Origin of the sequence: Lentzea flaviverrucosa (assembly GCF_003350445.1) — a bacterium.
Taxonomy (GTDB): Bacteria; Actinomycetota; Actinomycetes; order Mycobacteriales; family Pseudonocardiaceae; genus Lentzea; species Lentzea californiensis.
In genome coordinates, this window is record NZ_QQAU01000008.1 from 351,950 (window position 1) to 374,432 (window position 22,483).

At 69.1% G+C, this 22,483-nt stretch carries 21 protein-coding genes; 8 read left to right on the forward strand and 13 right to left on the reverse strand.

The features are described from left to right. Window positions 1–82: 82 nt before the first annotated feature. Genes pgl through tkt form a run of 6 tightly spaced genes read right to left on the reverse strand, consistent with a single transcriptional unit; the run spans window position 83 to window position 8,221 of the window. A complete protein-coding gene (pgl, locus tag DFR72_RS25865) occupies window positions 83–862 on the reverse strand; it encodes a 6-phosphogluconolactonase (protein ID WP_090067030.1) in 780 nt (259 codons plus the stop codon). Next, on the reverse strand, window positions 859–1,875 hold the full coding sequence (opcA, locus tag DFR72_RS25870; protein WP_090067121.1) for a glucose-6-phosphate dehydrogenase assembly protein OpcA: 1,017 nt from the start codon (window positions 1,873–1,875) through the stop codon (window positions 859–861). Before opcA ends, pgl begins: the two co-directional genes overlap by 4 nt. Then, window positions 1,872–3,359 (reverse strand): glucose-6-phosphate dehydrogenase, encoded by a 1,488-nt coding sequence (zwf, locus tag DFR72_RS25875; protein ID WP_114773764.1) that lies wholly within the window; start codon window positions 3,357–3,359, stop codon window positions 1,872–1,874. The genes opcA and zwf overlap by 4 nt, the downstream gene beginning before the upstream one ends. A 50-nt stretch (window positions 3,360–3,409) precedes the next feature. Further along, on the reverse strand, window positions 3,410–4,996 hold the full coding sequence (locus DFR72_RS25880) for a glucose-6-phosphate isomerase (RefSeq protein WP_245983506.1): 1,587 nt from the start codon (window positions 4,994–4,996) through the stop codon (window positions 3,410–3,412). A gap of 25 nt (window positions 4,997–5,021) precedes the next feature. Next, the gene (gene tal, locus DFR72_RS25885) at window positions 5,022–6,134 is read right to left on the reverse strand and encodes a transaldolase (RefSeq protein ID WP_090067033.1); all 1,113 of its coding nucleotides are present in this window, start codon (window positions 6,132–6,134) and stop codon (window positions 5,022–5,024) included. Then, window positions 6,131–8,221 carry a transketolase gene (tkt, locus tag DFR72_RS25890; RefSeq protein WP_090067034.1) on the reverse strand — a complete coding sequence of 697 codons (2,091 nt, stop codon included), beginning with the start codon at window positions 8,219–8,221 and terminating at the stop codon, window positions 6,131–6,133. Before tkt ends, tal begins: the two co-directional genes overlap by 4 nt. 252 nt (window positions 8,222–8,473) lie before the next feature. On the opposite strand from tkt, the gene DFR72_RS25895 reads away from it, so the two are divergent. From DFR72_RS25895 to DFR72_RS25905, 3 genes are read left to right on the forward strand one after another with little or no spacing between them, the layout of a single operon-like run. Further along, window positions 8,474–9,394: a heme o synthase gene (locus tag DFR72_RS25895; RefSeq protein ID WP_090067035.1), complete on the forward strand. Its 921-nt coding sequence runs from the start codon at window positions 8,474–8,476 to the stop codon at window positions 9,392–9,394. A gap of 22 nt (window positions 9,395–9,416) precedes the next feature. Beyond that, window positions 9,417–11,396 (forward strand): hypothetical protein, encoded by a 1,980-nt coding sequence (locus DFR72_RS25900; protein WP_090067036.1) that lies wholly within the window; start codon window positions 9,417–9,419, stop codon window positions 11,394–11,396. Window positions 11,397–11,428: 32 nt separating this feature from the next. After that, entirely contained in the window at window positions 11,429–11,677 is a 249-nt protein-coding gene (locus tag DFR72_RS25905; RefSeq protein WP_090067037.1) for a three-helix bundle dimerization domain-containing protein, read from the forward strand. A 6-nt stretch (window positions 11,678–11,683) separates the two neighbouring features. On the opposite strand, the gene DFR72_RS25910 is transcribed toward DFR72_RS25905, so the two are convergent. The 3 genes from DFR72_RS25910 to DFR72_RS25920 form a co-directional block, all read right to left on the reverse strand. Further along, window positions 11,684–12,334 carry an HD domain-containing protein gene (locus DFR72_RS25910; protein ID WP_090067122.1) on the reverse strand — a complete coding sequence of 217 codons (651 nt, stop codon included), beginning with the start codon at window positions 12,332–12,334 and terminating at the stop codon, window positions 11,684–11,686. A gap of 61 nt (window positions 12,335–12,395) precedes the next feature. Then, window positions 12,396–12,992: a hypothetical protein gene (locus DFR72_RS25915; protein WP_090067123.1), complete on the reverse strand. Its 597-nt coding sequence runs from the start codon at window positions 12,990–12,992 to the stop codon at window positions 12,396–12,398. A gap of 57 nt (window positions 12,993–13,049) precedes the next feature. Further along, window positions 13,050–14,063, reverse strand: a complete 1,014-nt coding sequence (locus DFR72_RS25920) for a hypothetical protein (RefSeq protein WP_170176394.1) — start codon at window positions 14,061–14,063, stop codon at window positions 13,050–13,052. Between the two features lie 321 nt (window positions 14,064–14,384). Between DFR72_RS25920 and DFR72_RS25925 the strand changes: the two genes are divergently transcribed. Continuing rightward, window positions 14,385–14,918: an FKBP-type peptidyl-prolyl cis-trans isomerase gene (locus DFR72_RS25925; RefSeq protein WP_090067039.1), complete on the forward strand. Its 534-nt coding sequence runs from the start codon at window positions 14,385–14,387 to the stop codon at window positions 14,916–14,918. Window positions 14,919–14,972: 54 nt separating this feature from the next. Here DFR72_RS25925 and DFR72_RS25930 read toward each other — a convergent pair whose 3' ends face one another. Then, window positions 14,973–15,914: a quinone oxidoreductase family protein gene (locus tag DFR72_RS25930; RefSeq protein ID WP_090067040.1), complete on the reverse strand. Its 942-nt coding sequence runs from the start codon at window positions 15,912–15,914 to the stop codon at window positions 14,973–14,975. A gap of 176 nt (window positions 15,915–16,090) precedes the next feature. On the opposite strand from DFR72_RS25930, the gene DFR72_RS25935 reads away from it, so the two are divergent. Next, on the forward strand, window positions 16,091–16,879 hold the full coding sequence (locus DFR72_RS25935; protein ID WP_090067041.1) for a glycoside hydrolase family protein: 789 nt from the start codon (window positions 16,091–16,093) through the stop codon (window positions 16,877–16,879). A gap of 6 nt (window positions 16,880–16,885) precedes the next feature. Here the strand turns inward: DFR72_RS25935 and DFR72_RS25940 are convergent, their stop codons facing one another. Beyond that, complete coding sequence (locus DFR72_RS25940; protein ID WP_090067042.1) at window positions 16,886–18,472, reverse strand: DUF885 domain-containing protein; 1,587 nt, start codon at window positions 18,470–18,472, stop codon at window positions 16,886–16,888. A gap of 36 nt (window positions 18,473–18,508) precedes the next feature. On the opposite strand from DFR72_RS25940, the gene DFR72_RS25945 reads away from it, so the two are divergent. Genes DFR72_RS25945 through DFR72_RS25955 form a run of 3 tightly spaced genes read left to right on the forward strand, consistent with a single transcriptional unit; the run spans window position 18,509 to window position 20,449 of the window. Continuing rightward, window positions 18,509–18,799, forward strand: coding sequence for a hypothetical protein (locus tag DFR72_RS25945; protein WP_090067043.1), 291 nt, complete (start codon window positions 18,509–18,511; stop codon window positions 18,797–18,799). Beyond that, window positions 18,796–19,644: an ATP-grasp domain-containing protein gene (locus DFR72_RS25950; RefSeq protein WP_090067044.1), complete on the forward strand. Its 849-nt coding sequence runs from the start codon at window positions 18,796–18,798 to the stop codon at window positions 19,642–19,644. The genes DFR72_RS25945 and DFR72_RS25950 overlap by 4 nt, the downstream gene beginning before the upstream one ends. Before the next feature lie 19 nt (window positions 19,645–19,663). Then, entirely contained in the window at window positions 19,664–20,449 is a 786-nt protein-coding gene (locus tag DFR72_RS25955; RefSeq protein ID WP_090067045.1) for an alpha/beta fold hydrolase, read from the forward strand. On the opposite strand, the gene DFR72_RS25960 is transcribed toward DFR72_RS25955, so the two are convergent. Both DFR72_RS25960 and DFR72_RS25965 read right to left on the reverse strand, forming a co-directional pair. After that, window positions 20,435–22,012 carry a solute symporter family protein gene (locus tag DFR72_RS25960; protein WP_090067046.1) on the reverse strand — a complete coding sequence of 526 codons (1,578 nt, stop codon included), beginning with the start codon at window positions 22,010–22,012 and terminating at the stop codon, window positions 20,435–20,437. The genes DFR72_RS25955 and DFR72_RS25960 overlap by 15 nt on opposite strands. Continuing rightward, a complete protein-coding gene (locus DFR72_RS25965) occupies window positions 22,009–22,419 on the reverse strand; it encodes a DUF485 domain-containing protein (protein WP_090067047.1) in 411 nt (136 codons plus the stop codon). Before DFR72_RS25965 ends, DFR72_RS25960 begins: the two co-directional genes overlap by 4 nt. Between the last annotated feature and the right edge of the window lie 64 nt (window positions 22,420–22,483).

A 22,483-nucleotide genomic window follows, 5' to 3' on the forward strand; every position in this document is an offset into this window, starting at 1 on the left:
CGGCCTCGCACCCGTCGTGCGCACCGAATCAGCAGGCTGCACAACAAAAAGGCCCCCAGGCCGAAGCCTGGGGGCCGGAACATCAGGACAGCGGTGGTGTGAACAAGGCCGGCACCGCCGAAGCGGCCGCCGTGTCCAGCAGCCACAACGTCCGGCGGCGACCGGTGGCGCCGGCGGCGGGCAGGCGCACCTCGCCGGCACCGTCCAGCGCCATGGCCACCGCGGCGGCCTTGGCCTCGCCGGTGGTCATCAGCCAGACCTCCTGCGCGGACCGCACCGACGCCAGCGTCAGCGACACGCGCGTGGGCGGCGGCTTCGGGCAGTTGCGCACTGCCACGACCGTCCGCTCCTCCTCGTGCACGGCGGGCGAGTCCGGGAACACCGACGCCACGTGACCCTCCTCGCCGACGCCCAGCATGCAGACGTCGAACGCGGGCACGTCGCCGTGGTCCTCCGGCCGCGCGACCGACGCCAGCAGTGCGGCGTAGGCCTCGGCGGCGGCTTCGGGGTCGTCGCCGAACTTGCCGTCCGACGGTTCCATCACGTGCACGCGCGACGGGTCCACCGGGACGTGGTCCAGCAGCGCTGCACGTGCCTGGGTCTCGTTGCGCTCCGCGTGCCCGGAGGGCAGGAACCGCTCGTCACCCCAGTAGAGGTCGACCTTGGACCAGTCCACCGCGTCGCGCGCGGCGTTGCGGTTCAGGTGTTCCAGGACCGCGGTGCCGGTGCGGCCGCCGGTCAGCACGACAGACGCGTAGCCGCGTGCGGCCTGGGCGTCGACCATGCGGGTGACCAGGCGGGCCGCCGCGGCGGCGGCCAGGAGGTCGCCGTCGCGGTGCACCACGACTTGCGGGTTGCTCACGAACCGGCCTTCGCCTTCGACTTCTTGGGAGCGGAACCGTTGGTGGCTTCCGCGGCGGGGGCGGCGGGAGCCTCGTCCTTCGGTGACGGCGTGCGGCCCTTCACGACCTTCGCGAGCGACTTCAGCGCCGCCGCGTAGACCTCGTCGGGGTCGAGCCGGCGCAGTTCCTCGGCGAGGCAGTCGCGCACCGAACGACGCTGCAGCGCCACCCGGCGAGAAGGCTGGCCGGGCTGGGTCAGCGTGCCGACCTTGCCGTCCGGGCGCAGCAGGTCGACGGCGCCGGAGGGACGGCCGAGCCGCACCTCCACGATGCCTTCACCCGACGTCGCCTTGAAGCGCTTGGCCGGGACCTTCAGCCGGTCCGTCAGCCACGCGGCGAGCAGATCGGTGGACGGTGAGTCGGCCTCGCCGGTCACCTCGGCGTCCACGACCTTCTCGTACGGCGGCAGGTCCAGCGACGAGGCGAGCATGGCGCGCCACAACGTCAGCCGCGTCCACGCCAGGTCCGTGTCGCCCGGCGCGTAGTGCGCCCGCCGGGACTCCAGGGCCTTGATCGGGTTCTTCTCGGCCGCGGCGTCGGTGATGCGACGCTGCGCGAGCTGGCCGATCGGGTCCTTCGACGGCGACACCGGCGCGTCGAACGGCCACCACGCCACGACCGGGGTGTCCGGCAGCAGCAGCGGCATGACGCACGAGGCGCCTTCCTTGGCCAGTTCGCCGTAAAGCCTCAGAACGACAACTTCCGAGGCTCCGGCGTCGCCACCGACGCGGATCTGCGCGTCCAGGCGAGGTGCCGCCTGACGAGCACCGCGGGCCACGACGATCACGCGACACGGGTGTTCACGCGAAGCGTCGTTCGCCGCGTCGATCGCGGCGTCGGTGCGCTGGCCGTCCTCGGTCACGATGACGAGGGTCAGCACGCGACCGAGGGTCGTCGCGCCGCCTTCGTCCCGCAGCCGGACGAGCCGCGAGTTGATCTGGGAGGTGGTGGTCGAGGGCAGGTCGATGATCACGGACGCCTCCACTGCCTTCCGGTCCTGGAGGTCATCGTCTCCGCCGACGGCGGGCCCCAGGTTCCGGCCTTGTACTTCTCCAGAGCGGGTTCGTCCTTGCGCGCCCAGAAGTCGAGGATCGGGTCGAGGATCTCCCAGGAGAGCTCGACCTCGTCGTTCTTCGGGAACAGCGACGGCTCGCCGAGCAGGACGTCGAGCAGCAGCCGCTCGTAGGCCTCGGGCGACGACTCGGTGAACGAGTGGCCGTAACCGAAGTCCATCGTGACGTCGCGGACCTCCATCGTGTTGCCCGGCACCTTCGACCCGAACCGGATCGTCACGCCCTCGTCCGGCTGCACGCGGACGACCAGGGCGTTCTGGCCCAGTTCCTCGGTCGCCGTGTCGTCGAACGGCAGGTGCGGCGCCCGCTTGAACACGACGGCCACCTCGGTGACGCGACGGCCCAGGCGCTTGCCGGTGCGCAGGTAGAACGGCACCCCGGCCCAGCGGCGGGTGTTGACCTCGCAGGTGATGGCGCCGAACGTCTCGGTCTTCGACTCGGGCGAGAAACCGCCCTCCTCCAGCAGACCCGGGACCTTCTGGCCGCCCTGCCAGCCACCGGTGTACTGGCCGCGCGCGGTGGTCTCCTCGAACGGCTCCGCGGGACGCGTCGCCGAGAGGATCTTCACCTTCTCCGCGCGGAGGTCGGCCGGCTTGAACGAGACCGGCTCCTCCATCGCGATCAGCGCGAGCAGCTGCAGCAGGTGGTTCTGGATGACGTCGCGCGTCGCGCCGATGCCGTCGTAGTAGCCCGCGCGGCCACCGAGACCGATGTCCTCGGCCATGGTGATCTGCACGTGGTCGACGTAGTTCGAGTTCCAGATGGGTTCGTACAGCTGGTTCGCGAACCGCAGCGCCAGGATGTTCTGCACGGTCTCCTTGCCGAGGTAGTGGTCGATGCGGAACACCGACTCCTCGGGGAAGACCTCGTTGACCGTGCGGTTCAGTTCCTTGGCGGACTTCAGGTCGTGGCCGAACGGCTTCTCGATGACGACGCGGCGCCACTGGTCGGGAGCCGTCTGGGCGAGACCCGCGCGCTTGAGCTGGTTGACCACCGTCGGGAACGCGCCCGGCGGGATCGACAGGTAGAACGCGTGGTTGCCGCCCGTGCCGCGCTCGGCGTCCAGAGCCGCGAGGCACGACGCGAGGTTGTCGAACGACGCGTCGTCGTCGAACGTGCCCTGCACGAACCGGATGCCCTCGGCGAGCTGCGCCCAGACCGCCTCGTTGAACGGCGTGCGCGCGTGCTCCTTCACCGCGTCGTGCACGACCTTCATGAAGTCCTGGTCTGCCCAGTCGCGGCGGGCGAAGCCGACGAGACCGAAGCCCGGCGGCAGCAGACCCCGGTTCGCGAGGTCGTAGATCGCGGGCATCAGCTTCTTGCGCGACAGGTCACCGGTGACACCGAAGATGACCAGCGCGCTCGGACCCGCGATGCGGGGCATGCGCTTGTCGCGCGCGTCCCGCAGCGGGTTGTGCCACTTGGCGGATGTGGTCACGAGCCGTCCTCCTGGACTGCCTCGACGAGCTGGGCCAAGCCGGAGATGCGGTCCTCGAGGTGAAGACGCAGCACCGGGCGACCGTGTTCGGCCAGCACCTGACCGTCGCCGAGCGCCTGCGCGAGCTGCAGCTGCGCCAGCGTGTAGGGACGGCCGGGCACCTCCAGGTCGTCACCGGACTCGCCGGTGATCTGGATGAACACGCCGTTCTGGTGACCGCCCTTGTGGTACTGGCCGGTCGAGTGCAGGAAGCGCGGACCCCAGCCGAACGTGGTCTGCAGGTGCGTCCTCTTCGCGATCTCCGCACGGAGCAGCTCGAACGACGCGTCGTCGATCCTGTCCAAGTACGCCTGAACCGAGATGTAGCCGTGCTCGGGCGCCACTTCAACGATCGCCGCAAGCGCTTCCGCGACCGTGCTGACCTTGCGGGGAGCCCAGTCGGTGCCGTGTCCCTCGACCGGACCGTCCACGAAGGACGGAACGGTGGCGGCGACGGCCGGCGCGTCGAGCAGCGCGCGGGAGGCCTTCTTCGCGGCCTCGACGTCGGGCTGGTCGAACGGGTTGATGCCGAGCACCCGGCCGACGAGCGCGGTCGCGTACTCCCACAGCAGGAACTGCGCGCCCAGCTTGCCCTCGACCGCGATGTTCGCCGACCCGGTGGCCGGTCCGATCGCGACGGTCGTGGCATCCGAACGCGCGTCCACGAAACCGGGAGCGCCGGGACCCTCGACGACGACCGGCAGCAGGCCGGTGCCGTTCTTGCCCGTCGACTCGGCGATGAGCTGCTCGGCCCAGTCGCCGAACCCGACGATGCCGGACCCGGTGTCGGCGAAGATGATCTTCTCGGCGCCATGGGCGTGCGCGGCGCCGAAGACACCGGCCAGGACCACGGCCGGGTTGTCGACGGAGTCCTGCGACACGACCTTCGCGACCTCGGCCGCGTCGTCCAGCAGCGCCTCGACGTCGGCGCCGGCGAGGTAGGACGGCACCAGGCCGAACGCCGTCAGCGCCGAGTAACGGCCACCCACGTTGGGGTCGGCCAGGAACACCTTGCGGTAGCCCGCTTCCTCGGACGCCTTCTGCAGCGGCGAGCCGGGGTCGGTGACGACCACGATGCGCGACGCGGCGTCGATGCCCGCGTCGGTGAAGGCCTTCTCGAAGATCCGGCGGTGGCTGTCGGTCTCGACAGTGCCACCGGATTTGGACGACACCACGATCACCGTGCGCTCGAGGTCACCGGCGAGAGCGTCGGCGACCTGGGCGGGATCGGTGGTGTCCAGCACGACCAGCGGGACGCCCGCGGTCCGCGTGATCACCTCGGGGGCCAGCGACGAGCCACCCATTCCGGCGAGGACGACGCGGTCGACGCCCTCGGCGTGCAGATCGGCGCGCAGCGCCACGAGTTCGGGGAGCAGTGCACGGGACGACTCGTGCAACGTCGTCCAGGAGAGGCGGATGCTCGCCTCGGACTCGGCTTCCGGCCCCCACAGGGTCGGGTCCTGCGCGGTCAGCTTGCTCGGCACCGAATCCGCGACCAGGTCAGCAGCGATGGTGCTGACCTGGTCGGCGTTCGGTGACCTCACGATTTCGACGGAGGTCACTTGGGTATCAGCCCTTCAGTTGAGCCAGTTGGTTCTTCACCGTCTCGAGCAACTCTTCCCAGGACTTCTCGAACTTCTCGACACCCTCGGTCTCCAGCGCGACGAACACGTCCTGGAGGTCGATTCCCACGGCGGCGAGCCGGTCGAACACTTCCTGGCCCTCGGCAGCGCGTCCGGTGACCGTGTCACCGGTGATCTTGCCCGCGTCCGCGACCGCCCGCAGCGTCTTCTCCGGCATCGTGTTGACGACGTCGGCGACGACGAGCTGGTCGACGTAGAGGGTGGGGGAGTAGCTCGGGTCCTTCACGCCGGTCGACGCCCACAGTGGACGCTGCGCGTGCGCGCCGTCCGCCTTGAGAGCCTCCCAGCGCTCGCCCTGGAACGTCTTCTCGAACGCTCCGTAGGCGATCCACGCGTTGGCGAGAGCGGCCTTGCCCTTGAGCGCGGTCGCCTCGTCCGTGCCGATCTCGTCGAGCCGCTTGTCGATCTCGGTGTCCACCCGGGACACGAAGAAGGACGCGACCGAGTGGATCGAGCGCAGGTCGTGGCCGTTGGCCTTGGCCAGCTCGAGGCCCGCGACGTAGGCCTCCATGACCTTCTCGTACCGCTCGACGGAGAAGATCAGCGTCACGTTGACGGAGATGCCCTCGGCGATCACCTTGGTGATGGCCGGGATGCCCGCCTCGGTGGCCGGGATCTTCACCAGCAGGTTCGGCCGGTCGACGGTCTTCCACAGGTCCTGCGCCTCGGCCACGGTCTTGTCCGTGTCGAACGCCAGGCGCGGGTCGACCTCGATGGAGACGCGGCCGTCCGCACCGCCGGTCGAGTTGTAGATGTCGCGGAACTTGTCGCACGCGTTGCGCACGTCGGTCGTGGTGACCTCGCGGATGGTCGCCTCGACGTCGGCGCCGCGCGACGACAGCTCACGCATCTGCTCGTCGTAGGACTCGCCCTTCGACAGGGCGCCCGCGAAGATCGTCGGGTTCGTCGTCACGCCGACGACGTTCCAGTCGCGGATCAGCTCGTCCAGGTTGCCGCTGGTGAGCCGCTCCCGGGACAGGTCGTCGAGCCAGATGGAAACTCCGGCGCCGGACAGGGCGTCGAGATTCGGCTTGCTCACTTGTTACCCCTCACGTTGTCAAGGGAACGACGTGCTGCGGCAACGACGTTCTCGGTCGTGAAACCGAACTCCTTGAACAGGACCTGGTAGTCGGCCGAGGCACCGAAGTGCTCGATCGACACGATCTCGCCGGCGTCGCCGACGTAGCGGTACCACGGCTGCGCGATGCCGGCCTCGACCGCCACGCGCGCCTTGACCGACGACGGGATGACCGACTCGCGGTACTCGGCGTCCTGCTGCTCGAACCAGTCGAGCGACGGCATCGACACCACACGCACTGCAACGCCCTCGCCCTGCAGGACCTTCCCGGCCTCGGCGGCGACCTGCAGCTCAGAGCCTGTGCCGATGATCACGATCTCCGGGTTGTCGTCACCGAAGAGCACGTAACCGCCGCGCTTCACGCCCTCGGCCGAGGTGCCCTCCAGGATCGGCAGGTTCTGCCGGCTCAGCGCGAACCCGACGGGGCCGAGCTGCTCGATGACGGCCTTCCACGCGTACGCGGTCTCGTTCGCGTCGCCGGGACGGACGACGGCGAAGTCCGGGATCGCGCGCAGTGCCGCGAGGTGCTCGATCGGCTGGTGCGTCGGGCCGTCCTCGCCCAGGCCGATGGAGTCGTGCGTCCACACGTACGTGACGGCGGCCTGCATGATCGCCGCGAGGCGCACCGCGGGACGCATGTAGTCGGAGAACACGAGGAACGTGCCACCGAACGGGCGGGTCGGGCCGTGCAGCGCGATGCCGTTGAGGATCATGCCCATGGCGTTCTCGCGGACACCGAAGTGCAGCACGCGGCCGTACGGGTCGGCGCTCCACATGCCCGTGGAGATCGACTCCGGGCCGAACGACTTGGCGCCCTTGATGGTCGTCAGGTTCGACTCGGCCAGGTCGGCCGAACCGCCCCACAGCTCGGGCAGGTGCTTCGCCAGCGCGTTGATGACCTCACCGGAGGCCTTGCGGGTCGGGACCTCCTTGCCACCCACCTCGTACACCGGCAGGTCGGCGTCCCAGCCCTCGGGCAGCTCGCGCGCGACCAGCCGGTCGAGCAGCTTCTTGTTCTCCGCGTTGGCCGAGGCCCACGCGTCGAAGCTCTTCTGCCACTCGGCCTTGGCGTGCTCGCCGCGCTTCACGACCTCGCGGGCGTGGGCCAGGACCTCGTCGGCGACCTCGAAGGTCTGCTCGGGGTCGAAGCCCAGGATCTCCTTGGTGGCCTTGACCTCGTCGACGCCCAGGGCGGCACCGTGCGCGGCGCCGGTGTTCTGCTTGTTGGGCGCCGGGTAGCCGATGATCGTGCGCAGCAGGATGAACGACGGCTTGTCGGTGACGGCCTTGGCCTTCTCGACCGCCTCGAGGATGCCCTTGACGTTCTCGCCGGACTCCACGACCTGGACGTGCCAGCCGTAGGCCTCGTAGCGCTTCGCGGTGTCCTCGGACAGCGCGATCGTCGTGTCGTCCTCGATGGAGATCTTGTTGTCGTCGTAGAAGACGACCAGGTTGCCCAGCTGCTGCGTGCCCGCGAGCGACGAGGCCTCGGAGGTGACGCCCTCCTCGATGTCACCGTCGGAGGCGATCACGTAGACGTGGTGGTCGAACGGGCTCTGGCCCGGCGCGGCCGACGGGTCGAACAGGCCGCGCTCGCGGCGGGCGGCCATGGCCATGCCCACGGCGGCGGCGAGGCCCGAGCCCAGCGGGCCGGTGGTGATCTCGACACCCCTGGTGTGGCCGTGCTCCGGGTGGCCCGGCGTCTTCGAGCCCCACTTGCGCAGGGTCTTGAGGTCGTCGACCTCCAGGCCGTACCCCGACAGGAACAGCTGCACGTACAGCGTCAGGCTGGAGTGCCCCGCGGAGAGCACGAACCGGTCGCGGCCGATCCAGTCCGCGTCCGCGGGGTCGTGCCGCATGATGCGCTGGAACAACGTGTACGCGAGCGGTGCGAGACTCATCGCCGTGCCGGGATGGCCGTTGCCGACGTTCTGCACGGCGTCCGCCGCGAGCACGCGCGCGGTGTCCACGGCGCGCTTGTCGAGGTCGGTCCAGTCGTCTGGCAGATCGGCCTTGGTGAGCCGGGCGATGTCGTCGGTGACGGTCACGGACTTACAGCTCCAAACTTGTCGCTAGGGCGGGTGCCCAGCTCGTTCGGAATCGATCCCGAAGAGCCTCACCCGCGTCTCTCCCACGTCCTCCGGCCAGCCTAGTCCTGAGAGATTCAGATGTTGCTCTGAAAGGTCCCAGGCACGTGTGTGCCGGGGCACACCAGCACCCGAACGGGCTGTGAATTCTTTACGCGGTTACCATCAGTCGCTGGATTTCACACCTGTCTCAACACGAGGAGCGTTCCCGCGATGAGTGCCGTCCTCGAGGCCCCCAGGTCGCCTCGCCAGGTTGTTGGCGCTTACGTGGCGCTCACCAAACCGCGGGTCATCGAGCTCCTGCTGATCACGACGATCCCCGCGATGCTCCTGGCCCAGCGCGGCCTGCCGCCCCTGTGGCTCATCGCCTGCACCCTCACCGGCGGCACGCTCGCCGCGGGGTCGGCAAATGCCCTCAACTGCTTCGTCGACGCCGACATCGACTCGGTCATGAAGCGGACGGCGGCCCGCCCGCTCGCGCACAACGCCATTCCGCCGCGCAACGCCCTGATCTTCGGCATCGTGCTCGGAATCGTCTCGTTCGCGTTCCTGTGGATCTTCGTCAACCTGATGTCGGCCGCTTTCGCGGTGGCGACCATCCTCTTCTACATCTTCGTCTACACGCTCGTGCTCAAGCGCCGGACCTCCCAGAACATCATCTGGGGCGGCATGGCGGGCTGCATGCCGGTGATCATCGGCTGGAGCGCGGTGACGGGCACCGTCGAGTGGCCTGCCCTGGTCATGTTCGGCGTGATCTTCTTCTGGACGCCGCCGCACACCTGGGCCCTCGCGATGAAGTTCAAGGAGGACTACGCCCGAGCAGGCGTGCCGATGCTGCCCGTGGTGGCCACAGCTGCGCAGGTGACGCGGCAGATCGTGATCTACAGCTGGATCACCGTGGTCTGCACGCTCGCCCTCGCACCCGTCACCTCCTGGATCTACGTCGCGGTGGCGGCCCTGTCGGGCCTGTGGTTCGCGGTCTTCGCGCACAAGCTGCACAACGTTGTCCGCCGTGGCGGGTCCACGAACACCATGAAGTTCTTCCACATGTCGAACCTCTACCTGATGTTCGTGTTCTGCGGTCTCGCCGTGGACGCCGTCGTCGGGTTGCCGGTGCTTGGCTGGCCGTTCTAGCTGCACCTCCAGTCGTACGGCTGTGGCGCCCGTTGAGTTCACCGTCACCGGTGGTGAAGGTTCACCACTGGACTTCGTCGCGGCCCTGACGCCCGCGTCCTCGCTCGTCGTGATCACCGATCCGGCCGGGTGGGCGCAGGTCAGCCGGGGGCTGGCCGTCGGATCGGCCGCGTCCACCGCGGTCGCGACGCAGGTGCGGGTGCTGAGGTTCGCCGTTCTCGACCTCCGGCACTTCTCGTCGGCCTCGTCGCTGCCGTCGCTCTCGGACGTGCCCGGCGACGTGGTGGCGCTGCACGACACGCGCTCATGGGACTCGGCTCCGGTGGTCGCGTCGTTGCGCGGGCTCGGGCGGCCGGTCGTGCTCTTCACCGCCGTGCACACCTGGGTGTCCGGTGTGGACACCGCGTCGGTGGTGATGGGGTGGAGCGCGCCGCACGTCGTCCTCGCTTCGCCGCGCGGTCCGGGTGAGGCACGGGTCGAGGACGCCCTCTGGCAGTTCCGGGAGCTGGAGCGCCTCGGGAGGATGACCTACGTGTCCCTGCCCGCGCCGCCCGTGGTCGCGGATCGCGCGGTGACCGTCGTGGTCGCGCTGCCGGGAGCCACCGAGGGCATCGCCGGGGCGTTGCGGCCGGGCGCGGAGTACGAGGTGTGGGCGCGCGTCGGGGCTCATCCCGTCGTGCTGCCGGCAGACCTGGAGCTGCGCGCCGTGCTGAGCATGTCGGGCCGTCCCGCGCAGTCCGAGTCGTTCGTGCTGCCCGCCGAGGGGCCCAGTTCGTGGGTGAACTTCGAGGTCATGACGCCGTACGCGGCCGTGCCCTGGACCGGTGAGCTGGTCGTCTACCACGGGGTCGTGCCGGTGCACGTCCAGCAGGTCGTGCTGCCGGTCGGTGGAGGTGAGCCGCGTTCACTGACGCGCTGGAAGCTCTCCCGCACGTTCGCAGACCTCCCGGCCTCGCGCGCGGTGTCGGTGCTGGACCTCGGTGACCGGGCGCTGGTCGCCGCGGGAGGCGTGCCGTCGTGGACCAGCCTGGCCGGACCCGCGTTGTCGCTGCCCTCGTCGTCGGGGCTCGATCCCTGGTACGGCAAGGACTTCCCGGCCTACTGCGCCGATCTCGCCTTCCTGGCCAGGCAGGGCGCGGCGGCGTACTCGCGGCTGTTCGGTGAGCACGGACCGGCCGGCGCCGTCCGGCACGCGGCGCGGGTGACGGGCCGTCCGGCCGGGCTGGTGGTGGCTGCCGCGGCGTCCGGTCCGGTGCGGTGGCCGATGATCTACGACCTGCCGTTCGCGGACGGGCCGCACCGGTTGTGCCCCTCCGTCGGGCAGTTCGGGCCGTTCGGCGCAGGGGGAGAGGTGCCTGCGCACTGCCCGGTGCCCGATCACAACGGGAACGTGTTGTGCCCCTTCGGTTTCTGGGGTCTGTCGAGCGTGCTGGAGCACCCCGTCGGACCGCTCGTGCAGCGGATCCTGCCCCGCTCGTGGCCGTTCGAGGTGGCGATGGCGGTCGACCCCGGGATGGACCGCTCACTGACCGAGCGGCACGTCACGGAGCTGATGTCGCAGGTCCCGCCGGAGTCCGTGACGTCGGCGTACGTCACCCCGGCCGAGCTGGGACGGGCGCTGGCGGACGAAGACATGGACGTCGTGCACCTGCACTTCCACGAGGGGTTCCTCGACGCTGAGGAGATCGCTCGGTGGAACAGCGAGGGTGTGTGGCCGCAACCGCACTGGCCCGTGCGCAAGCCGTTGATCGTGGGTACGACACCGATGAACGGCCTGGTGCGCTCGTTCGTCGAGCACGGCGCGTCCGGCGTGATCAGTCCCGAGGTCGCCGTTCCGCAGGACATGGCCGGTTGGGTCACGGGCATGCTGCTTTCGCGGCTGGCCGCCGGGATCAGCGCCGGCGAGGCGTTGCGGCAGGTGCGGTGGGAGATGCTCAGCCGCGGCAACGTCATGGGGCTCGCCTACGCGTTGCACGGAAGTGCCGATCTCCGCGCTCGCTGAACCGCGGGCGGCCGCTGGTCGTTTACCTGGGCATGCTGAACTCGGAAGCCCAGCTGCGGCAAGCGGTCGACGAACTGGTCCGCCGCTTCGGCGATCGCGTGCCGGGCGACCTGATCGTCGACGCCGCTGTCGAGGCGTTCGTCGACCTGCGGCGCGCTTCGACCGTGCACTCCTATCTCGGCGTGCTCACCGTGCGCCGCGCAGCCCGTGAACTCGCGTTCACCGCCGTCGGCGTGACGATGCCCGTGCAGCAGACCGTGGATCTCACGCCTGCCCGCTGAAGGTGCTCAGGACGCCACCTTGGTCAGCAGGTCCTCGACGCACGGGTCGTCGAGGGACTCGACGATGCACTTCCACAACAGCAGGTTCGTCTCGGCCCACTTGCTGTAGGTCGCGGCGGCCTCCGAGTCGTAGAAGTAGTAGCCGTCGTCGGCTTTGCCCACCTGCTCGCCCACGATCTTGTACGCGAGCTCGCGCAGGGTGATGCCGTTCTCCTGCAGGTACTTGTGCGCCAGGACGACCGGCGTGACCGGCAGCGCCTTGAACAGCGTGTCCGCGTCGGACAGCGCCTGCGCCTCCAGCGAGATGTCACGGGAACGGGTGCGCATCTCGGCCTCGACGACGATCCGCTCGATCCACTCGATGTCGCCCTGCGGGACGCCGGCGACGAAGAGGACCTTCCGGCGCAGCGCCGCGCCGTCCGTGGGCAGCGAGTTGCGGCGGACCATGTAGTTCAGGTCGTGCACCAGTGCGGCGACCTCCACGACGTCCCGTGCGGCGCCGTTGCGGTCGGCGAAGTGCACGGACTTGTCGCGGACGAAGCTCACGTGGTGCCAGCCGTGGAACTGCAGCTTCGCGGCCAGGTCCTCGCACAGCCGCCTCACGCGCTGCTCCACGTCCGCTATGACAGACCTCGGGATCATCGTGCGCGTACGCATCATCAGCCCTCCTGACAAGGTGGGCTGATGGTAGGCGTGTCGCGGCTGCCTCGGCTGGGCTTCAGAGGTGGTTCGTCAGATCCTCCAGTCGGTCCTCCACCGGCACGTGCCGGTGGCTGATTCCGGTGTCCGGGTCGTAGCTGAGGCTCCACGGGTTCACGGCACGTGACTTGACCAGGAACGTCATGGTTCCGTCCGCTGCTCGCGGGATGCGGTGGAACTCGTGCGCGAGCATCGTCCCGGTGGCGCCCTCGGTGCACTGGGTGCGGTTCGTGAGCTCCGTGCCGACGATGGTGCGGCCGCCGATGCCGAGCCTGGCGTCGAAACGTTCGTGCAGGTAGGCGCCGCTCAGGATCGTGGTGCAGAAGTGGTAGCGGTGGTTGTGCACCGAGTCGGCGTAGCCGGCCCGCCAGTCGGCCAGCGGCTTGTACTCGTGCAGCCAGAACGTGAACGGTTCGTCCGCCTCGTCCCTCAGACACCACGCGAAGTGCGTCGTCGTCTCGCGTGAGTGCGCGATCACCCAGGTCGCCTGCTGGGGGGTGAGCGCGTCGATGTGCGCGCGAAGCTCTTTGCGCAGCTCGGGTCGCGCCGCCCATTCGGTGAACCACGCGCCGACATCGGCCCAGTGGTCTACGACGGGGAATTCGGCGCGCTTCATCCGGGCGGCGAGCTCCTCGAGCGCGGACAACCCGGTGAACTCGGCTAGCAAGATCGATCAGCTCCTCAACTGAGCAGATGCGGAGAATTCGCGACGGAATGCGTGGAACTTGCCTTCGAGTTCCGTGAAGCCGTCCTGGGTGAGCGTCTCGCCGGTGATCTTCTCGAACAGCGCGATGAAGTCGTTCCGCGTCGTCGACGGCGTGATGGCGAAGTGGTAGCCGGCCTTGGAATTGCTGATGCGCAGGAACTCCGCGCGTTCCATCGCGTAAAGGAACGAACTCTCGGTGAACCTGAGCGTGCGCGGATAGGGCCTGAGCACTCCTGCGGTGTTGCTGTAGAGCGTGAGCCACGCCGAGTCGTCGAACAACTCGAGCCGGTCGAGCGGCGGATCCGAAACGATCGTGACGTCGATTCTCGTGCAGCGGCTGCGGGCCGCGTAGAGCCCGACGAGCCCTATCCCGATCTGTTCCTTGAGCCGTTCCTGGATCTCGTCGTAGTCGCCGTCCGCCCCCTCGTTGCGCAGCAGGTACCGCGCCCGCCCGCTGATCGCGTTGTCGTCGCGCGGATCGGCCAGCACGGCCCTGAGCTCGCACTCCGTCTGGCTGAGCAGCACCCTTCCCGCCGCGTACCGGCCGGCGAACCCGCGGAAGCAGTACAGCCGCGTCCGTTCCAGGTCCTGCATCATGAGCTGGTTGAACACCGGGTCCGGCTTGGCCGTCGGCTCGAACACGTGACTGGGGAAGAACTCCCGGTCGAGTGCCCGGTACTCCTGGGTGAGCTCTCTGAGCGCTTTGCGGCTCTCCTCGATGACCGGGGCCAGCAGTGCCTTCTGCGCCGCTTTCGACGTGATCAACGTCTGCGTGAAGCTCACCACTGCCGAAATCAGCGTGCCCGTACCCAGTGCCGTCAGCAGGTTTCTAGCTGTGCCGGAATCCATTTGACTGGAAATGGCCAGCGACGCACCCGACGTCACGACGAGTATGAGGAGGAGCAACCCGGTCCGAGTCCAGAACAACTCCTGGATCAGGCTGCTGCGGATGCCTCCGGCCTCCGCGGACACGTGTGCCACCTCCTGAATCACCAGATTGGCCGCTACCCGAACGGACGAATGCGCTGGGTGTCCGATCAAGTGCGAGGAGTTACTGTACGCGTCGGTCAAAAGATAAGGAAGCTGCTATTCGTGCGACATTCCGGACCGGAATAAGTGCCCTTGAGCCCAGTCGACGGCCCGTACTCGTGCACTTCGGTGACGCGCCGTCGCGACCGCCCCCGAACGTGTCGGATGAGGGTGGGCACCCCACCCACATGCACCCATGTCGGGTGTCATGGTCCAGAGGGCCGTGCGGGTTGCTACACGCCGCTCACACCGGTCCGAATACGCTCACCCACCATGCGTAACGTCCTGCTCATCGCTTCTGTGGCGCTCGCGGCCACCGGTCTCGCCGGGTGCGCCGGGTCGGCCCAGCCCTCGGCCGGCGGATCGTCGCCGGCCGCCGCCGCGCCCACGAACCCCTGCAAGGCCGACGACTTCAAGGTCACCGGCGACTTCGGTGCGGCGCCCAAGGTCGAGATCCCGAACTGCAAGCCCACCAGCGAACTCGTCATCAAGGACCTGGTGGTGGGCACCGGTGCCGAGGTGAAGACGGGCTCGACGGCCACCGTCAACTACCAGCTCACGACCTTCTCCGACAAGAAGGTGCTGGACAGCTCCTTCCAGCGCGGCGCGCCGTTCGACGTCGAGAACGTCGGCCAGGCGCAGGTCATCGACGGCTGGAACGAGGGCATCGTCGGGCTCAAGGAGAAGGGCCGCCGCCTGCTGATCGTGCCGCCCGCCAAGGGCTACGGCAAGGGCGGTCAGGGCATCAAGGCGAACGAGACGCTCGTGTTCGTCATCGACGGCGTGAAGGTCACCCCCGCCGCCTGATCCCAGAACGCGGAACGGCCCCCGGAGCACCGGGGGCCGTTCCGTTCTCCAGGCTCAGGGCAGGAGCAGCAGCTTGCCGGTCGTCCTGCGCGACTGCAGGTCGGTGTGCGCCTGCGCCGCCTCCTCGAGCTTGTACCGGCCGCCGATCCGGATGTTCAGCGTTCCCGACGCGATGGCGGAGAACAGATCGGACGCCCTCCAGTCGAGCTCGGCCCGGTCGAGCAGGTACGCCCCGGTCGACGGCCGCGTCAGGTACACGGACCCCGCCGCGTTGAGCCGCTGCGGGTCCACCGGCGGCACCGGCCCGGACGAGGCCCCGAACAGCGCCAGCACGCCGCGCGGCTTCAGCGACGCCAGCGACTGGTCGAACGTGTCGGCGCCGACACCGTCGTAGACGACGTCGACCTTCTCGATCTGCGAGGCGAAGTCCCCGTACCGCAACACCTGCTCAGCCCCGGCCTCGCGGGCCAGCGCCTCCTTCTCGTCGGTCGACACCGTCGCGACGACCGTGGCGCCCTTCGACTTCACCCACTGCGTCAGCAGCAGGCCGACGCCACCGGCCGCCGCGTGCACCAGCACCCGGTCGCCCTCCTTCACCACGTACGTCGAGTGGATCAGGTAGTGCGCGGTGATGCCCTGCAGCAGCGAGGCCGCGGCCAGTTCGACGTCCAGCCCGTCCGGCACCCGCACCGCCGACGCGGCCGGCACCACGACCTCGGACGCGTAGCTGCCCAGCACGCCCATCCACGCGACCTTGTCGCCGGGAGCGAAGTCCGGGGAGTTGCTCGTCACGACCTCGCCGGCGCCTTCGAGTCCCAGGGCGGTGGGCAGCGTCAGCGGGTACTGGCCGCTGCGCTGGTAGGTGTCGATGTAGTTGACGCCCGCGGCGCTCACCTTCACCAGCAGCTCGCCGTCACCGGGCACGGGCGACGGCACGTCCGTGTGCTCCAGCACCTCGGGGCCACCGGCCGAACGCACCACCACTGCCTTGGGCATCTGTCCTCCTTGATCGACTCAACCCGGTCAACCCAGGCCACGACCCCGATGTTCCCGCTCCCACCGAATGGGAACCCACCGCGGTCCTCCAGCATGAGGGCACCCGCCGCAGCTTGCTCGCTACGTACGGTGCTACCACGGTGACAGACAGCGCGCGGCCCTGCTATGACCGGTCCATGCGAAAAACATCCCTGCTGCTGATCGCGTTGCTGCTACTGGTGGGAGCGCTTCCATCCCACGCCGCCTCCGCCAAGAAGGGCGTGAACGCCGCCGACGACCCCGGCCCGGCCGGCGCCGCCATGACCGCGCTCGACGCCCGCTGGTACTACACCTGGGCCTCGGACCGGCGAGGGATCCAGAGCAACGCCGAGTTCGTCCCGATGATCTGGGGCGCGGCCAGTGTCACCGACGCCGAGCTGAACAAGGCGAAGGCCAACGGCCGGCAACTGCTGGGGTTCAACGAACCCGACATGGCCGGCCAGGCGAACCTGACCGTCGAACGCGCACTCGACCTGTGGCCACGCCTGCAGAGCACCGGCCTGAGGCTCGGCGCCCCCGGCGTCGCGTTCGGCGGTGACGTCGCGGGCGGCTGGCTCGACCGGTTCATGGCGGGCGCCAAGGCGCGCAACCTCCGCGTCGACTTCATCCCGATCCACTGGTACGGCCAGGACTTCTCCGCCGCCGCCACCGGGCACCTGGAGTCGTACCTGCGCAACGTCCACAACCGCTACAAGAAGCCGATCTGGCTCACCGAGTACGCGCTGATCGACTGGCGCTCCGGCCGCGCGGTCTACCCGAGCCAGCAGCAGCAGACCGCGTTCATCACCGCCTCGACCAGGATGCTCGACGGACTGTCCTTCGTGGAGCGGTACTCGTGGTTCACCCTGTCCACGAAGACCAGCCCCACCGGACTGTCCACCGGTACCGCTCTGACCGCGGCGGGCAACGCCTACAAGGCTGCCTAGGCTCGTCTAGTTCTCGCCCAAGGCGACCCGGCGCGCGAGCCCCAGCGGCAGCGCGCCGGACCCCGCGATCCGGTCGTGGAAGTCGCGCAGCGACCCCAGTCCCGCCGTCAGGTACTCGTCGCGGATCAGGTCGATCTCCAACGCCCCGGTCAGGTACGACGGTGCCTGCGTCGGCCACGCGCAGTACCGCTTCACCTCGCCGGTGGCGGTGCCCGGCGTCAGGGCCGTGCGCGCCACCATGAACGACTCGGCCTCGGCGGGAGTCATGTCGCCGCAGTGCAACGCCGTGTCGACGATCATCCGCGCCGCCCGGAACAGCCGCGCCTCGACGTGGCTCATCAGAGCGCCCCGCGTCGTGTAGTACCCGACCGAGCGCAGCAGCTTCTCCGAGTACAGCGCCCAGCCCTCGGAGAAGTACGACGTCCGGAACACCTTGCGCAGCGGGTGCGCCGGCCCCTGCGCGGCCAGCCACGCCGAGTGCCAGTGGTGGCCCGGATAGGCCTCGTGCACGGAGATCGTCGGCAGCTGCGACCGCGAGTTGGTGCGCAGGCGTTGCGTGATCTGCTCGTCCGACGCTCCGTCGGGCGTGAACGGCACGAAGAAGAAGCCGGTCCGCTTCGAGGTCAGCGCCGGCGGCCCGAGGTAGCTCGCGACCGACATGAGCGCACGCTGGAACGGCGGCGACCCGACCACCTGGCAGTCCTCGCCTTCGGGCATCGTCACCAGCGAATGCTCGACCAGCGCGGCGCGCGCCCGTGAGGTCTCCGCCTCGTACTCGGCGCGCATCGCCTCCAGGGTCGGCGGGTGGTCGTCCTGCAACGAGCTCATCACCGCGCGCCAGTCCGGCGACCCCGCCAGCTCGACCAGCTCGGCCTCCAGTTCCGCGTAGGCGTCCTGCCCGCGCTGGTGCAGCTCCGGTGCTCCGTAGCCCAGCAACTCCTTGTCCTGCAACAGGGCCGAGTAGAGCTTCTCGCCCATCCGCCAGTCGCCCCCGGCCCGCACGGCGAGGTCCTCCAGGAACACCGCGTGCCGGTCGAACGCGTCGGCCGCGGGGACGGCCGCCGCGGCCAGCGTCGTGCGCAGCTCGGGCGAGGACACCTGCTGCGGCAGCTGGTCCAGCAGGAACGCACGCCCCGTCCGCACCTGGCCGAGCGTGCGCAGCACGACCAGGGACGACGCCAGCGACGCGTCGAGGTTCGCCTCGGCGGCGGCGAGCACCGAAGGCACCTCGCGCAGCTTGGCGACGGTCGACGTGACGAGCTCGGCCTCGGGCAGCAACCCGTGCAGGAACGGCCCCAGCAGCCCGAAGAAGATCATCCCGGTGTACTCGTGCGGGTCGCGGCGCCAGCCCGGCCACGTCTCCATCGCCGACGCTCCGCGCAGCACCGACACGGCGAGGTCGCGGTCCACCGACGCCGGCGTCGCCTCCAGCCTCGCCAGCCAGGTCTCCCGCTCCCTGGCCCGCTGCTCGAACGCCGCCGCGGAGAAGTCCCCGAAGGTCGAGTAGTGCGGAAGCGAGCCGACTCCAGCCGCGTGGGCGGGGTGGTGGTCGAAGTACCACGAGAGGAACGACGTGAGCGTGTCGGTGGTCACCCGACCGAAGCTACCCGCTGGTTTTACAGTGTGGGGATGTCTGATCACACCACTCAGAAGCGCATCGCCGAGTTCGTGAAGGCCCACGGCAGGGCGGACACGCCGGTCAGGGCCGTCGTCGAACCGATCGGCCGGGCAGGCGCGCGGATCGTGCTGGTCGGCGCGGACGGCGCCATGGGCGACGTGATGACGAAGGACGTCGAGTCCGCCACCAAGGCCGTCGACGCCGCGGACGGCGTCGAGCAGGCCGAATGGGACCGCGAGACCACCGCCGCCACCAAGATCGGCCCTGCCCACCGCCGCAAGATGGCCACGATGCAGTCATGAAGGTCGTGCTCGCCTCGTGTGACCGGCTGCCCCTGGGCGACGGCGACGAGGAGTCGCTCGTCGCCGCCCTCCAGCGCGACGGCGTCGACGTCGAGTGGCGGCCGTGGGGCGGCGAGGCCGAGGCCGACCTCGTGGTCCTGCGCACGACCTGGGACTACCCGGACCACCTGGACGAGTTCCTGGCGTGGTGCTCCAGCGTGCCCACCCTCGCGAACCCGTTGCCGGTGATCCGCTGGAACATCGACAAGTCGTACATGGCCGAGCTCGCCGCGCACGGTGTCCCCGTCGTGCCCACCGCGGTCGTGCGGCCGGGGGAGGAGCCGGTCTTCCCGGACGGCGAGTTCGTGGTGAAGCCGGCGGTCGGCGCGGGTTCGCGCGGTGCCGGCCGGTTCACCGATCACGCAGCGGCTCGCGCGCACCTCGAAGCCCTCGGTGTCACCGCGCTGGTGCAGCCGTACCAGTCCAGTGTGGACGCTCAAGGTGAGACGGCGCTGGTGTTCTTCGCCGGCGAGTACTCCCATTCGTTCCACAAAGGACCGATGCTGGCCCAGGGCCTCGCCGAGGCCGAGTCGGGGCTCTACGTCGAGGAACGGCTGGGCAGCATCGAGCCGTCGCCGAGCCAGGTCGCCCTCGCCGAGCAGGTGCTCGACGTCGCCGCGCAGCTGCTCTCGTTGCGGCGCAGCGACTTCCTCTACGCCCGCGTGGACGTCGTCGAGGGTCCCGGCGGCGAACCGCTGCTGCTCGAGCTGGAGCTGACCGAGCCGTCGCTGGGCTTCAAGCTCACGACCGGCGAGGCCGCCTCCCGGTTCAGCAAGGTCATCCAGGAAGCCGCCTCTCGTTCGTAGTCCGCGCTACGGTCGAATCATGACCACCGCGAACGTCAACGGCATCAGCATCGGCTACGACGACGAAGGCACCGGCGACGCCGTGCTGGTGCTGGTGCACGGCCACCCCTTCGACCGCACGATGTGGGGCCCGCAGGTAGAGCACTTCAGCGCGAACGGCCTGCGGGTGATCGCCGCGGACCTGCGCGGGTACGGCGAGACCACAGTCGTTCCCGGCATCACGCCGCTGGACGTCTTCGCCGCCGACATCGCGGGGCTGCTGGATCACCTCGGCATCGAGGAGGTCGTGCTCGGCGGCCTCTCGATGGGCGGGCAGATCGTGATGGAGTTCGCGCGGACGTTCCCCGAACGCCTGCGGGGCCTCATCCTGGCCGACACGTTCGCGCAGGCCGAGACCGAGGAAGGCCGCCGCATCCGCAACGACATGGCCGACCGCCTGTTGCGCGAGGGCATGTCCGGCTACGCCGACGAGGTGAAGTGGAAGATGGTGGCGCCGCACAACCCGGAGATCGGCGAGTTCGTCGCGGGGCTGATGCACAACGCGCCACCGGAGGGCGCGGCAGCGGCGTTGCGGGGCCGCGCGGAACGGCCCGACTACACGGAGACGCTCACCGCGATCACCGTGCCGACGCTGGTGATCGTCGGCAGCGACGACGAGTACACCCCGGTCAGCGCGGCCGAGTACATGAGCGAGCGCGTTCCGGGTTCGACGCTGGTCGTGGTCGACGGCGCCGCCCACATGCCGAACCTGGAACGCCCCGCGCTCTTCAACAAGGCGGTCGAGGACCTGCTAGCGCAGACCTGAGCCGATGCCGGTCAGGCCGCGCACCTCCATCTCCGCCTGCTTGGCCGCGTCCGCCTTCTCGCCGCCGATGATCGTGCCCAGGAACCCGGCCAGGAACGACAGCGGGATCGACACGATGCCGGGGTTCGACAGCGGGAAGAACGCGAAGTCGGCGTCCGGGAACACCGACGACTTCGAGCCGGAGATCGCGGGCGAGAAGATGATGAGCAGCACGCACGACGTGAGGCCGCCGTAGATGCTCCACAGCGTGCCGCGCGTGTTGAAACGCTTCCAGAACAAGGAGTACAGCAACGTCGGCAGGTTCGCGGACGCGGCCAGGGCGAACGCCAGGGCGACCAGGAAGGCGATGTTCTGGCCGTTCGCCGCGATGCCGCCGACGATCGCCAGCACGCCCACGCACACCGCGGTGATGCGCGCGACGCGGACCTCGTCGCGCGGGTCGGCCTCGCCGTGCTTGATCACGTTGGCGTAGACGTCGTGCGCGAACGACGCCGACGCCGTCAGCGTCAGACCCGCGACCACGGCGAGGATCGTGGCGAACGCCACCGCGCAGACGATGCCCAGCAGGACCGTGCCGCCGACCTGGAACGCCAGCAGCGGCGCGGCCGAGTTCTCGCCACCGGGAGCATTGGTGATCTTGTCCGTGCCGACCAGCGCCATGGCGCCGAAGCCGATGACCAGCGTGCACGAGTAGAAGATCGCCATCATCCAGGTCGCCCACACGACGGACTTCCTCGCCTCACGCGCGTTCGGCACCGTGTAGAAGCGCATCAGCACGTGGGGGAGAGACGCGGTGCCGAGCACGAGGGCCAGGGCCAGCGAGATGAAGTCGATCTTCGACAGGTCCGACGCGCCGTACTTCACGCCCGGCGAGAGGACGGCCTCGCCCAGCGGTGACCGCTGCGTCGCGCGGTCGAGGATCGAGGAGAAGTCGAAGCCGAACTTGCCGATCAGGAAGATCGTCAGCAGCGACACCGTCAGGATCAGCAGCACGGCCTTGATGATCTGCACCCACGTGGTGCCCTTCATGCCGCCGACCAGCACGTACAGCACCATGACGATGCCGACGACCGCGATGATGATGGCCTGGCCGATCTTGCTGTGCACGTCCAGCAGCAGCGCCATCAGTCCGCCGGCGCCCGCCATCTGCGCGATCATGTAGAAGAGCGAGATGACCAGGGTCGAGTTCGCCGCGGCCGCGCGCACGGGGCGCTGGCGCATGCGGAACGCCATGACGTCGCCCATGGTGAAACGGCCGGTGTTGCGCAGCCGTTCCGAGATCAGCATCAAACCGATCAGCCAGGCGACGACCCAGCCGATCGAGTACATGAAGCCGTCGTAGCCGTTCACGGCGATCGCGCCGGAGATGCCCAGGAACGACGCCGCGGACAGGAAGTCACCCGAGAGCGCGATGCCGTTCTGCGTGCCCGTGAAACTGCTGCCCGCCGCGTAGTAGTCCGACGCGCTCACGTTCCGCGTCGACACGCGGTAGACGACGTAGAGCGTCAGCAGCACGAAGATGCCGAAGACGGACAGGTTGATCGCGGTGTTCGCCCCGGTCACGCCAGCTCCTCGTCGGTTTCCACGAGCGCGCGGACCTTGTCGACCTGCGGGTCGAGCTTCCGCTTGGAGTAGCGCGAGTACGCCATTGTGATGATGACGGTCGTCACGATCTGGAGGAATCCCATCGTCAAGCCGACGTTCACGGTTCCGAACAGCGGAGTGCTCATGAACTCGGCGGCGTAAGCCGAAAGCAATACGAAAGTCACGTACCAAGCGAGGAACAGCAGCGTCGCCGGAAGAATAAAGCGCTTCACCCGGCGCTTCAGGGCGAGGAAATCCTCACTCGTTTGGATGGCATCGAAATCGGGCTCACCGTCACCATCGATAAGCAATGAGTGATGTGGCTCGTCGAAGGTGGCGAAACCGGGGGTCGCCGGGCGTGACACGGAGGGCAGCGCCTTCGTCATCAACCGCTCGCATTCGTTACGGGGAGTGCCCGGCGAGGCTCCGCGCACACAGCGCGTCCGATCC

Excerpts from the sequence above, each read along its gene's own strand:
- zwf (WP_114773764.1), bottom strand. The coding sequence starts at position 3,359 with ATGCCCCGCATCGCGGGTCCGAGCGCGCTGGTCATCTTCGGTGTCACC.
- DFR72_RS25895 (WP_090067035.1), top strand. The coding sequence starts at position 8,474 with ATGAGTGCCGTCCTCGAGGCCCCCAGGTCGCCTCGCCAGGTTGTTGGC.
- DFR72_RS25905 (WP_090067037.1), top strand. The coding sequence starts at position 11,429 with ATGCTGAACTCGGAAGCCCAGCTGCGGCAAGCGGTCGACGAACTGGTC.
- DFR72_RS25910 (WP_090067122.1), bottom strand. The coding sequence starts at position 12,334 with ATGCGTACGCGCACGATGATCCCGAGGTCTGTCATAGCGGACGTGGAG.
- DFR72_RS25915 (WP_090067123.1), bottom strand. The coding sequence starts at position 12,992 with ATGAAGCGCGCCGAATTCCCCGTCGTAGACCACTGGGCCGATGTCGGC.
- DFR72_RS25925 (WP_090067039.1), top strand. The coding sequence starts at position 14,385 with ATGCGTAACGTCCTGCTCATCGCTTCTGTGGCGCTCGCGGCCACCGGT.
- DFR72_RS25930 (WP_090067040.1), bottom strand. The coding sequence starts at position 15,914 with ATGCCCAAGGCAGTGGTGGTGCGTTCGGCCGGTGGCCCCGAGGTGCTG.
- DFR72_RS25935 (WP_090067041.1), top strand. The coding sequence starts at position 16,091 with ATGCGAAAAACATCCCTGCTGCTGATCGCGTTGCTGCTACTGGTGGGA.
- DFR72_RS25945 (WP_090067043.1), top strand. The coding sequence starts at position 18,509 with ATGTCTGATCACACCACTCAGAAGCGCATCGCCGAGTTCGTGAAGGCC.
- DFR72_RS25950 (WP_090067044.1), top strand. The coding sequence starts at position 18,796 with ATGAAGGTCGTGCTCGCCTCGTGTGACCGGCTGCCCCTGGGCGACGGC.
- DFR72_RS25955 (WP_090067045.1), top strand. The coding sequence starts at position 19,664 with ATGACCACCGCGAACGTCAACGGCATCAGCATCGGCTACGACGACGAA.
- DFR72_RS25965 (WP_090067047.1), bottom strand. The coding sequence starts at position 22,419 with ATGACGAAGGCGCTGCCCTCCGTGTCACGCCCGGCGACCCCCGGTTTC.